The sequence below is a fragment of the Corynebacterium sp. CMW7794 genome, assembly GCF_001563605.1.
Classification (GTDB): Bacteria; Actinomycetota; Actinomycetes; order Mycobacteriales; family Mycobacteriaceae; genus Corynebacterium; species Corynebacterium phoceense.
The window spans coordinates 1-12,109 of record NZ_KQ961753.1 but is presented as its reverse complement, the minus strand read 5'-3'; the positions used below and the strand labels follow the sequence as shown (position 1 = coordinate 12,109).

11 protein-coding genes and 1 pseudogene are annotated in these 12,109 nt (G+C 55.6%); 11 read left to right on the top strand and 1 reads right to left on the bottom strand.

The window, feature by feature from the left end; translation table 11 throughout:
- From HMPREF3227_RS13790 to HMPREF3227_RS13340, 10 genes and pseudogenes are all read left to right on the top strand, one after another.
- The coding region (locus HMPREF3227_RS13790; RefSeq protein WP_231732345.1) for a hypothetical protein at positions 1-421 on the top strand (421 nt) is incomplete at its 5' end.
- A gap of 289 nt (positions 422-710) precedes the next feature.
- Entirely contained in the window at positions 711-917 is a 207-nt protein-coding gene (locus tag HMPREF3227_RS12950) for a helix-turn-helix transcriptional regulator (protein WP_231732344.1), read from the top strand.
- Positions 917-5,146, top strand: a complete 4,230-nt coding sequence (locus HMPREF3227_RS08565) for a DNA polymerase (protein ID WP_066512208.1) — start codon at positions 917-919, stop codon at positions 5,144-5,146. Before HMPREF3227_RS12950 ends, HMPREF3227_RS08565 begins: the two co-directional genes overlap by 1 nt.
- Before the next feature lie 93 nt (positions 5,147-5,239).
- Positions 5,240-5,578, top strand: coding sequence for a hypothetical protein (locus HMPREF3227_RS08560; protein WP_066512205.1), 339 nt, complete (start codon positions 5,240-5,242; stop codon positions 5,576-5,578).
- A gap of 2 nt (positions 5,579-5,580) precedes the next feature.
- Positions 5,581-5,904: a hypothetical protein gene (locus HMPREF3227_RS08555; RefSeq protein ID WP_066512202.1), complete on the top strand. Its 324-nt coding sequence runs from the start codon at positions 5,581-5,583 to the stop codon at positions 5,902-5,904.
- Positions 5,905-6,149: 245 nt separating this feature from the next.
- Positions 6,150-6,542, top strand: a complete 393-nt coding sequence (locus HMPREF3227_RS08550; RefSeq protein ID WP_066512200.1) for a plasmid mobilization relaxosome protein MobC — start codon at positions 6,150-6,152, stop codon at positions 6,540-6,542.
- Positions 6,520-7,029 (top strand): annotated as a pseudogene (locus HMPREF3227_RS14025) (relaxase/mobilization nuclease domain-containing protein); the annotation flags it as partial. The gene HMPREF3227_RS08550 and the pseudogene HMPREF3227_RS14025, both read left to right, overlap by 23 nt.
- Before the next feature lie 484 nt (positions 7,030-7,513).
- On the top strand, positions 7,514-8,458 hold the full coding sequence (locus HMPREF3227_RS13785; RefSeq protein WP_066512197.1) for a coiled-coil domain-containing protein: 945 nt from the start codon (positions 7,514-7,516) through the stop codon (positions 8,456-8,458).
- 412 nt (positions 8,459-8,870) lie between these two features.
- Entirely contained in the window at positions 8,871-9,242 is a 372-nt protein-coding gene (locus HMPREF3227_RS08540) for a hypothetical protein (protein ID WP_066512193.1), read from the top strand.
- A gap of 439 nt (positions 9,243-9,681) precedes the next feature.
- The gene (locus tag HMPREF3227_RS13340) at positions 9,682-9,810 is read left to right on the top strand and encodes an IS3 family transposase (protein WP_066512189.1); all 129 of its coding nucleotides are present in this window, start codon (positions 9,682-9,684) and stop codon (positions 9,808-9,810) included.
- A gap of 21 nt (positions 9,811-9,831) precedes the next feature.
- Here HMPREF3227_RS13340 and HMPREF3227_RS08530 read toward each other — a convergent pair whose 3' ends face one another.
- The gene (locus HMPREF3227_RS08530; RefSeq protein WP_196131630.1) at positions 9,832-11,109 is read right to left on the bottom strand and encodes a purine-cytosine permease family protein; all 1,278 of its coding nucleotides are present in this window, start codon (positions 11,107-11,109) and stop codon (positions 9,832-9,834) included.
- Between HMPREF3227_RS08530 and HMPREF3227_RS08525 the strand changes: the two genes are divergently transcribed.
- The gene (locus HMPREF3227_RS08525; RefSeq protein WP_369814873.1) at positions 11,093-12,094 is read left to right on the top strand and encodes a condensation domain-containing protein; all 1,002 of its coding nucleotides are present in this window, start codon (positions 11,093-11,095) and stop codon (positions 12,092-12,094) included. The genes HMPREF3227_RS08530 and HMPREF3227_RS08525 overlap by 17 nt on opposite strands.
- Positions 12,095-12,109: the final 15 nt, after the last annotated feature.

Sequence of the window (12,109 nt, the reverse complement as noted above, 5' to 3'; positions counted from 1 at the left end):
ACAAAATCAATGCACTCTAAAACCGGAAGAGCCCATAATACCCGTCATGAAATTAGGGAATCCGGGGGGATACGGGGCTTGTTTCACCCTAACTCTAGAGAAAATGAAAAAACACACTCATTGGTATTTACCAACTAATGTGTTTTTTGAAATTTCCACACGGCAGGCGCTGAATCCTACCCCTTATCCCCCTTATTTCCCTGCCCCCGTTTCGACATCTGCCATACGCAAGCCACGTCACTCACAACGTCTATGCTTCTCTACTTTGAAAGAGTTGGACCGAAAAGTGGCTGAATTACGAAACACCACCGCGATCATGCCGATCCACACAGGTCGCAGCCCTGTAGCTTGTTTCGCATTTTTGATTTTCGTAGTTTTACAAAACCACCGGTCAAGCGTTTCGTCCTTTTTTATTATTTGAGCCTCAAGCAACGAAACGATGCAGAACTACGCGACGAACATGCGCTAGGGGGTGCATTTACGCCTGCCTCAACCCAGACTGCTACCCCTTGTCAAATGGCCCGCAATGGGATAGGGTGGTTGTTAGCCTTCCGGGTGTCGCCAGCGAGGTCCCATTTATCGGTCCTACCCCTATTTATCGGTCCTCGAAAATGAAAGTGGAATCACGGATTAGAACCGGACATGAAATAGCTCCTAAGCGCAAACTGCGCAGGCTGGGGTGAATTTTTCATGTCTGGAGACACTTAATCGTGAGTACCCATGTAGATATTCCCCGTCTTTCTGTTAAGCCGACAGCCGCTGCTGAAATGCTTGGTTTGTCGCGCGGCACTCTTGCAAACTGGCGTGCCGAGGGACGCGGTCCCCGCTACATTAAATCTGGTAGACAAATCCTCTATCGCGTCAAAGATCTTGATGCTTGGCTCAACGCACAACCCACGATCGGGGGTGCAGCCTAATGGAGACAAAAGAAAGCGCCCCCATCACCGCTGATGAGGGCACCAAAACCACTAACACCGATATTACTACCGTTGACACTAAACCATCAACCTCAAGTAAAGGTTTAGAGTTAGATTCCCTGTCGGATGAGCACCTCGCTGAGCTGCGTGCCTCTGGTATCTCTGATGAGGTCATCGCAAGCTGTGGTGCATACACGGCTTATGCCACTGAGGATCTACCCGAGCCGCTGCAGTGGATCGGCAGGTTCCCAGACGCAGCCCCATTCCTGGTCTATGAACTTCAAGAAGCAGATAAAGGAACGACCTGGCAGGTAAAACCTCAGCCCGGCACTGTAGTACTGGCAGATGGTCGTGCACCCAAGTACATCGGTCCTTCGAAGGACTCCGGCCATCCCGTACCTTCGCTGATCGAGCGGCGCGCAGTCCATGCTGGCACACGCCGTGTGCTGCTGGTTGAGGGTACGAAACAACCCCTGGCCGTGATGTCGATCACTGACGATGACACTGCTGTGTACGCTCTGCCCGGCATTACGTCCTGGCAGGGTGGTGACGCTGGCCCTTCCCCCGCATTCCAACTTGTTGGTGGCCTGCCCACCTACATCATCGCAGACGCTGATGCTGCAGCAAACCGTCTGGTCTATGACGGTGCCCAGGGACTTGGCACACTGTGCCGCCGGTGGGGTGCGACCCCCGTTCGTTTTGTAAATGTTCCTGGCGGCGGCAAGCAAGGCATCGATGACGTGCTCGGTAATATCCCCGCGGATCGTCGCGAGACGATGCTTGAGCTGTGGATTAAGCAGGCAGGCGATAAGCCCTGTCAGAAGCGGCCCTCGATGACTCAGGCACCCTCGCAAACTGCATCAACTCCGCAGGCGGGCAGTATGAAGCCATCCGTCAACTCTGATCTTGAGCCGTCGGTCTTCTACGACACCGTGGATAAGGCCGTTTACGACAAATACGCAGGTACGAGACTGTTTCGTACCAACGACAAGCTCATGGCCTTGGAGAAACGAGACGGACGTAAGAGCCTTGACACCGTTGATCTTCCCTATGCTATTGACCTTGCTGCGCAGACGATTCAGGTCGAACAACACATGGCTAAGAAAGTAGTGGTCAGGCCACTCGGCATGACTGAGGCCGCTGTGATTTTTAACAAGAATCGTGTGTCGAAGTATCCCTCCATTGAGGGTATTGCCGAAGCCCCTATCCTCTCGGAGAGTGGAAATGTTGTCTGTGAGTCTGGCTACAACGCTGAGACGCGTAAGTTCTTGGATCTTTCAGACGATCTCGAAGGCTTCCACGTACCTGACGCTCCTACCGCTGACGATGCTCTGGAAGCGCTGGAGACGCTGTTGGAGCCGTTCTGTGACTTCCCGTTTGCTTCAGAGGCCGATCTCACCCGCGCGGTGTCCATGCCTCTTACATTGCTTACAAGGTCTGTGTGTTCAACGGCCCCCTTGGGCCTCATCTCGGCAAATAACCAGGGTACTGGCAAAAACCTATGTCTGCACGTTGCCAGCATTATTGCGACGGGTCGGGTTGCACAGTTTCAAAAGATTCCCGTCAGCGAAGAAGAGATGGAAAAGGTGCTGTATTCTGCGCTTTTGTCCGGCCGCACCACGTTAATGTTCGATGAGGCTAGTGGGGGGCTGGAGAGCGAAGCGTTGGCTTCGATGATCACCGCCGAGGTCTACTCTGGTCGCATCCTCGGCAAGTCTGAACACAAGTCAGTACCGAACAGTGCGTGTGTGTTTGCTATTGGCAAGAAGGTTGCAGCCCGAAAAGACATGTCGCGCCGTACCATTCCTATTATTTTACATTCGGATTTAGTCAACCCTGAGGCACGTGATGATTTTAAGCATCCAAACCTCAAAGAATGGGTATTCCAGAATCGAAAAAGGCTTCTTGAGGCTGCTCACACGATGATCCGTGCCTGGGTTGTTGCCGGTAAACCCGCACCTCCTTCTGGATATGACGTAGGTAGTTTTGAAGAGTGGTATTTAACCGTAGGTGGCATTCTCGCCTTCGCAGGTCGTAGTGACCTCATGGAGGGTGTGCGCGAGTGGCGCAAGGAGTCGGACGACAGCGAGCTGGAAGATCTTGCCCATATCGCGTGGCTAGACGAGGTTTTCGACGGCAAGCCATTCCGTGCTTTCGACGCGCAGAAGGCTATTGAAGCGCGCAACGTCGGCGGTCAGTTTGTTCCTTTGCCTTCTGGGCTTTGGACAATTGATAACGCCACGGCCCAGCGCCTTGGACGTATGTACACCCGTTTCCAAGACAGGCCCTTCGATGGTTACGTCATGCGAAGCGCTGGGATGGTTAACCATACGAAGCGGTTCCAGGTCGTACGTGTCGATCCTGACGATGACGACGGTGACGATAGCAATGGCGGTAACGGTGGTGACGGTGGCAGCGGTGGTACTCCTCCGCCGACACCGGGACCAACACCAACACCTGCAGAAACAGCAGACGGGCAGGCAGTACCCTCAGCACCCGCCGACAGTACAACCGTCGTGTTCGACCTTGAAACGGGTGACGCAGGTGTTGTGCAGGTCACAGATGATCCAGGATTCGTGCGTCTTGCTGCTTACTCGATCAACGGTGCTGAGCCTGTGACCACCACCGACATCGCTGGTGAACTTATTCCGCTGCTGGAGACTGCCGACACCATCGTTGGTCACAACGTTGTGCAGTTTGACCTGGCTGCACTGCGACGGCTCTATGGCCTCGATGACAAGGCGCTCATCGACGCTGGCAAGGTGCATGACACGATGGTCCTCTCCCAGCTGGCTGCAGGTGGGGACCGCAGCCTCAAATACAAGCTCAATGCCGTAGCTAAGCGCTGTGGTGTGGACGGCAAGTTGCTGGACGACGGTAAGACGGCTCTTGAGGCCCTGGAGGAACGGTTCGGTGGGTTTGACAAGATTCCCGTGGATAACGCCGAGTACGTTGCTTACGCACTACAGGACGTACGCTCAACCTCCGCTGTCTACGAGAAAATGCTGCCTGCTGCCTTGGAAGCTGTCAGCGCAGAGTATCTGCAGCGTGAACACGAGAAGATGCACGCCCTCAGTGTTGTGGAGTCTCACGGCGTTCGAGTGGACATGGTCAAGGTCAAAGAGGCCTTGGCAGAAGAGGCAGCCGTCAAATCTGAGATTCGCACCTGGCTTGTCGATGTGGTCGGTATCCCCAATAAGGGGAAAGAGCCTTGGATGACCAAGGAAGGCAAACAGGCTATCTCGGACTATCTAGATAGTTTCGGCGTTGCTGCGCTACTCACGGACACGGATGAGATCAGTATCAGCGCGAAGGCGTTTAGCCAGCTTGCCGAACAGCACGCAAACGTGCCCGAGATCGTCGAGCTGGCAGCCAAGATGGAGAAACTGCTTAGGTCTTCCACACCGGCCTCGACGGTCATGGAAAACCTTCACGGAGATAGGGTGTATCCGAGTATCCGGGCAGAACAAGTCACAGGCCGTCTCAGTACCACGAAACCCGCCATGGCGGTTTTTGGCAAGCGTAATGAGCGACTCATCCACCAGCGCGAGATGATCCTCCCGGACAACGCAGGCGAGGTGTTGATCTCTGTAGATCTCTCGCAGATTGACGCGCGATGCCTGGCAGCAGGGAGCGGCGATCCTGCCTATGCTGCGCTGTTTGCTCCCGGTCGCGACGCCCACACCGAGATGGCTATTCGCGTCTTCGACGATGCGTCTCGCAGGCCTGATGCGAAGAAGCTAGCCCATGCCATGAACTACGGCATGGGCGCGCAAGGTTTTGCCGCGTACGCCGATATCCCTGTGATGGAGGCACAGAAGCAGCTAGATCGTCTGCGTTTCGAGTTTCCGGGGCTTGAACACTTGAAAGAACACCTACGAAAGCACGCCGAGGCACTTGGTTGGGTTGCCACGGGGTTCGGCCGCCGTGTGGCTGTCAGCCGTGGCTCGGCGTACACCCAAGCCCCTGCCGCCTACGGCCAGGGGACGGCCCGAGACGTGTTCCTCGAAGGTGTAATGAACCTCCCGCAGGAGGTCTTGGAGATGGTCCGCATCTTCGTCCACGACGAGATTGTGTTGTCGGTCCCGCGTGACCGTGCTGACGAGATCACGCAGACAGTTATGGCTGCCTTCAACGCTGTCACGCTGCCCGGCAAGGACGGCGTAGAAGTACCTGTCTTGTCAGACTTCGCAGGCCCTGCTGAGTCCTGGGCTGGCTGTAAGGACTGACCGAAGATGAGCACGAAACGGCGCACACGTGGACCGCCTCAGGAGTCCCGCGCAACATTCCGAAAACAACTTTGAACTAAGGAGTAAACCGTCATGGGCAACCTGACTTCAACAGCGACAGAAAGCGTGACTGGCGCGCGAACAAAGCAACCACTAACACCCGAGACAGCTGGTGTGCTCGGCGCTGACTGGCAGCGGCTGGCCACAAAGGCCACGCAAGCCGAGAACGACATGCGCGAGGTGGCTGAAGGAGCGCCCGCTGCTTCAGCCGAACGTGATGTCCAAAGCGCCGCCAAGGACATCATCAAAGTCTCTCAGAGGTCGCGCCAGAAAACCAATAACCGTCGCCTCAAGCAGGCGATGGTGTCCCGGACGGTGACCTCGCAGAGGTCACCGTTAAAGAGCCGTAACGATGTTGAGGTGGAGTTCTAAGCATGGCCACGAAGAAAACGAAGATCGAGATCGCTCTGGAGCGAATCGAGGTTGAGAAGCGCGCTCGCGAGGAAGCCAAACGGCGTGAGAAGGAACAGCAGGACAAGCTCCAGATGGAGCTTGGCCGAGTACTCGCCGACGCCGCCGAGAAACCTGCTTCCGAGTGGGCGACATACCGCGACCGGACGGTTGCGGAGTTGCTCGCCGCACTGGGGCTGGAGGTGGTTGGAAAGACCACATCCGATGCCCCACGTGGCGAAGCAGAGCCGGTGGGAGCGGTGCGACCAGCGGGAGATTCTGACCAGCCTGTCGGCTGGTCAGATTAGGGGGTCAAGGGGTCCTCCCCTTGCCAGCCGTCCCCCGAAGGCCCGGTGCCAGCCGGGTGAGCGCCGGAGGTGCTCAGGGCGATGCTGGCCGCCCTTCTTTGGAGCCGACTTCGACTACCACCAGTGCTCACGGAATACGCAGTAATCCGTGAGACGGAGGTAGCGCGAAGCGTGCGAGAAATAAGGGCTATCTCCCAACTCGCGTAAGCGAGTTGGGAGATCTACGTAACACAAAGTAATAAAAGATGAAGGATACGAAAAAATTGAAGTTAGATGGCCCGGTAAGTAAGCGGTTAACGCTGCGTCTCAACGCTGAGCAGTGGGAAGTTGTCAGTGAGGTCGCCAAGCGAACGAACCTGACTCCTGCTGAGGTCATGCGGGGGGCGATATATACCCTTTCCGACCGCCTACCACGTGGGTGGGCTGAACGAATGAACGACCCTCCCGAGGATTTCCAAAACGATGTAAGGCGGCTCTGGAAAGAGATCAACAGCATCGGTGTAAACATCAATCAGCTCTCGCGTCTCGCACACACGTCCGGTGATGCGGAGTTGATGGGCATCATTCGCCTTGCACAGGAGGATTTGCGGCGACTCAAAGAGGCGGTGGGCCGATATGTCCGTCACAACAGTCGATAGGTCAAAGAGTCTCTCCTCGCCCGTCGTCTACGCGGTCTACGGCACACGAGCGAATGCGAAAGCTGGCCGGGTCCGTGCGGCAGCGCTGACCGTCGTCTGCGGCGAAGAAATGAAAAACGACAGCGGCGGGCGCTGGGCCGGGCTCGAGTTCATCGAATCCGGACGCGAGATTATGGGTCGCTACGGCAGTCGCAGCAACCAGGCCATTACGCTGGTTCAATCCTGGTCGCGTGACGAACTCGACGGGGACAATTCCACCGACGTGCAGAAGGCCAATGCCATGGGCGCGGACCTTGCGCAGAGGTTAGCTCCCGGCACACCGTACGTCATCGCCACCCACACTGACGGCAAGTCACGATGCGTCCATAATCACATCATCTTGCTCAACCACGACCTGAATACTGGAAAGGCAGCGCCTAGGCGTACGAGCAACTGGCACGCGGTCAAAGCTATTAACGATTCCGTCATGCGTGACTGGGGCATGAGAACTTTGCAACCGAAGGGCTTTGTCAAGCTCCGACGTGCCGAGCGACTGGCACTCCGAGATGGCAAGAGCGTCGACTCAACTGGTCTGGAGATCGACGAACTGACAGGTGAAACCTGGGCGGATTTCTTGCGTAAACGCGTTGATGCGCTTGTGAGTGACGAGCGGGTCCTCACCGCCCCAGATGGACTACAGAAGGCCCACGAGATCGCCGCCGAGTACAACCTCTCGTTGAGGTCAACAGACGGCGATCTCAGCATCGGCTTGATCGGTGACGACGGCGAGGAAGCGGTCTACACGACACGCACGCCTAAGGGTCGTAGTCGCAGGCGGAAAGCGGCAGACGCTGGCTCGAAATTTGGGCCTGGCTACACCACCAACGGCCTGCGCGACCGTATCGCGGAGGCACAGGCACAACTGGCGGCAGCACTGGCGCGCCAGACGCGAATTGAACGACTGAAGAAACTAAAAGAAAGCGAGGAAGACAGTGATCAAACAAGCGCTTACCGGACAACAACAGCAGGCCCTGGAGACGTACCTCGAAGAGAGCCTCGACCCCGTCCTGGAAGCCCTGGAGACTATGCAGGAGCAGCGCACGAAGGACTCAGCGAAGATGGCCACCGCACTCAAAGCGATGGACGCACTGGAGAGCAGGATTTCGAGCATCGCGGCCTCGGAGGGGGAACTGAACACATTGTCCGAGCAGCAGCAGAAGCTCAACAAGCAGCTGAAGAAGCTCGCTCGGACAACGGTCGGCACAAAGGAGTACGACCAAACGCAGAAAGCAGTCGCAGAAACCATCAGCAGCCTGGTCAACATGCTGACAGATATGGGTCCGGCTATGCGGAACATTCAGAAAACACTGCTCGATCTGGCGAAGATGTACCGAGCAACAATCGAAGTCGCGAAACACCCAGTGAGGCTCAGCGACGAAAGCGCCATGAGCGTCTCGCGCGGCTTAACCAGGCAGTTAACGGCTTGCCTGAGTTCCGGTATTAGGCCCGTGGTTAACGAGTCGTTCGAGCGGGTCCAGACCGACCTCGACAGTACGGTCAACGCAGCCGTTTCACGATTGGAGAAGGAGAGTGCCCGACTCTCGAGAGAGCTGGAGAAGGTGAGCGCAGAGCGACAGAAGTTGGCCGAAGCCATACAGAAAGACACTGATCGGATAGATAACACCAAAAGGTTCGCGCTCTGGTCTGTCCTAGCAGCCCTTATGGCAAGTGTGGGATTCGTGGCCATTGGCGGTCTTGGCGTAGGCGTTATGACGTACCTCGGTTTCCCTGACGGCCTGGGGGCACTTTGGGGTCACGTCGCTGATGCTGAGACATGGTACTCGACGATAGGGTGGCTAACTGTCACAATGACAGTCATTGGCCTCATCGTCGGTCCTATGTTCTACCTTGCCTTGAAACTGACCAGAGACGATTAGCTGGAGAAGAACAAACCCCTTAGGGGACTGAACTCCGGAAAGTGGACACGGGGGATTCACCAAGGTGCGATAGTCAGGGTCGCTGGTCTAGCGGCTCACCAGCTGACGTGGGAAAACAGACTCATCCTGAAGGACTTCCCGCTTCAGTGATGCGTTAAGCGACCCCTCCAACGGGCTGTCCGCATTCACCCCAATCGACCCCACCTACTGGGTGACACCGAACTACTCGGTGTAGGTCTTGCGTGGCATGGCGGAAAGGTTCCTCCTTCCGCCAGCGAAATACTGGTTTCAGTGTGCCCACTATCCGGTGGCCAGGCCCCACTGCATAGGTCAGAAGCTCGGGAACTAAACGAATAAGCCGGACGTTATTAGCCTATACAAGTAATTATTTAGCTCAAGTGAAAGGTTTCACATGTGTAATTATGAATACGACATTTTTGCGGTTCCGACCGCATTTGATAACCGGGATACCCAGGAGGAATTCTTGGATCTCTTCGAGATCGATGAGCAGGAGACGAGTTTCAAGGACACCATCTTCAGTGTGGTCCTAAAGTATCGGGGCAAAATTGCCGTCGCGTCAACATCGAAACTTTATCTTCATCATCTTCCCGAGGACGTGTTGTGTCAGCTTCCGGATACCTTCGCGGAGCCTACCGACGTCAGCTACGAAACCGTGATGCGCATCCTGCGCGACATCTTGCGCAGTTACGAAAGGGGAACCGACGGCCTCAAGGTCCGAGGCGACATCCGCAGGGGTCAGATCTTGCACTTCTGGGAACCGTAACAGGTGCCTGGACTTGTAGAACCAGGGGATCCCGTAGGTGGTCGGCAACCTACACTAGGCTAGACAGGGGCTAAGTTGGATGAATATCATTTCAGCGACATGCAACCTGTACGGACCGATGTAGGGGTCAGCCACGACCTCGGCGACCCCTACCTGCTCTAGGACTTTCGGCAATCAGGCGATCTCGATGTAGCCCTTGACCAGGATGTGCCCGAACCCAAAGCAACTCACATAGTGCACTCTGTAGTGGTTAGCGACATGGCAGTGCGTCATGAAAGATGCCCGCGCCTCACCGGCAAAGCTCTGATGCCGCATAGCCTTGGCACCCCGGGCCCTAGTAATTTTGAAAAATACCCCCGGAGGTTTTTGAACTGGCCCCCATTTGGTGGACACCTGATATCCAGCCCAGTCGGGCGGGGAAGAAAGGTAATCTACCACCATGTCCAGGTACTCCGAAGAGTTCAAACGTGATGCCGTGACCCTCTATGAGAACAACGAGGAGCTCTCACTGAACTCAGCATCAGCAGAGCTCGGCATCAACCGTGCCTCGCTGCATTGCGCGGGCTAGAGGATAAAAATAGAGCGTTTGCTACGCAGCTGGCGAGGAGAAACCCTCCGAGATGACCTGCTGCTGCTCGGGACGTGATGCCATAGCCTTTGACAAGATGATGTGAAGAACAAAAGTGACAATCAGCGCGCCAAGTCCAGCAGGGAAGTCAAGCGGGAGGGCGAACCAGTATTGGAATGCGATCCCGCATAGGGCACCAACAATGAATGAAAGTACAGCAGGCAGGCGAAGCGGAGGCATATGGTTAGGATCTGCGGTCGAGTACTCATCGCGACGAAGTAGGTAATAGTCAGCAAGGATAGGTCCGGCCAGTGGAACGAATGCAGCACCAAGAATGGTGATGAAGTCGGAGAAGAAATATTCATAGAAACCAAGGGAACCGAGAATGGTGCCAACAATTCCAACTAAAATAACGATCTTGCCACGGTGCAGGCGAAGGCCGGCGCTCTCGGCGGCAGGGCCAACGTAGAGGGCATTGCAGTACAACTCAGACATGTTGGTTGTCCACAGAGCCAAGACCCACAGCGTTACGCCGACAATAGTTAAGAATAGGCCTTTTGTAACCATCCAGGTAATAAAATTCGAGTCACCTGTCGAAATTGAACCGACATAACCGACAATATTGAGCAAAGGATTAGTCAAGATAAAACAGGCTGCAGCTCCGATAAACACGTGAGTCACCTTCTTGGCGTAGCGGAAGATATCTACACCCATAATGACACCCGCAATCCATGCACCAAGCATGATTGTCACGCCCGTGCCTTGGGACATGCCCGAACGGGTTGAAGCTTCATCAATTACCTTATCAAATCCGCCAAATTCACCAACCATCAAGACCGCGGCTACCAGTGCAACGATGAGAACAAATGGTGCAGCCCAGCCTGAAATCGTTTCGATAGCCGTGATGCCCCTCCACGCGGAGTAGGTAAACACAGCGCCCCAGAACAGGCACAAAAGCACGTATTCAAGAGACAACCCGTTAACAACTGTGATGCCCGTGAGATCGCCTACAGCTACGTCGAAAATTGAACCAACCATGCCTACGATTGACGCAAACCAACCGAGGGTCAAAAGCGCCATGATGAGCATTGGCAAAATCATGCCCATCTTGCCGTAGGAAATGCGAGAAATCAGGGAAAGGTTAAGCCCTGTACGCATTGCCGCGAGACCGAGCAGGAATGTGAGAATAAGAAGGAGGCCCTCGCCTACTGAGATTGCCAAAAGGGCTTGCCCGAATGTCATCCCCTCGGCGCCTCCCTGCCCAGCGAGTTGACCGCCCACAATCGATCCTGTTGGCACGTACCCAAATCCAACCCAGATAGCGAACATCGACGGACGCTACGTAGCCGAGCCCGACGCGGGTCGACTGCTTTTAAGTTTCGATAACTTGTTTATCGACGGCTGGAGCATGTTCCACATTTTCCGTGAGTGGAAGCAGGCCTACGACCACGGCGTAGACAGTCTCAATCCGGCAATCCCCTATTCATTTAAAGACTATGTCGAAGCCACGATTGAACTGTCACACAGCGACATCCATAAGCGTGACCAAGCCTATTGGGAATCGGCAGTGGATACTATTTATCCTGCACCGCAGTTGCCGGTGACCGACACAAACGGCGCTAATACCTCGCAGTTTTGCCGCCACCACGCCCTGGTGGACGCTGCGAAGTGGCGCCGGATTAAGCAACGGGTACGTGAGGAGGGGATGACCGAAGCCGTATTCCTAGCCGAGGTATACGCCGAAGTCCTAGCGAGGTACAGCGATGAGCCGCGACTTAGCATCAACCTGACCCGGTTCGACCGCACTCGGTTCGCCCCCGAGGTTGACCACATAGTTGGCGACTTCACCAGCCTATCTATTCTCAGCGTGGATACCCAGTGTGCACCATCGTTCCGGGACCGCGCTGCAGCGCTACACAGGCGCATGTTCAGCAATCTCGATCACGGCAGTGTCTCCGGCGTGTCGGTGCAGCGAATGCTTACTAAGCAACGCGGTGCTCGGGTAACCATGCCGGTGGTCTTCACGTGTGGCCTGGGCGTCGTGGAGCACCCCGAGTCAGATCAGAGTCCTTACCTGGGCGTAATCGATCATGGCCTATCGCAGACGCCACAGGTATGGATGGACCTCCAGGTCTATGAACACGATGGTGGCCTGATGCTGAATATGGACGCGGTCGAGGCGATCTTCCCCGACGACATGGTGGCGGAGCTTTTCACCAGCCTTACAGCCACTCTCTCGCACCTCGCAGAGTCCCCTGAACTCTGGAGGCTCTTCCGGTTTTAGAGTGCATTGATTTTG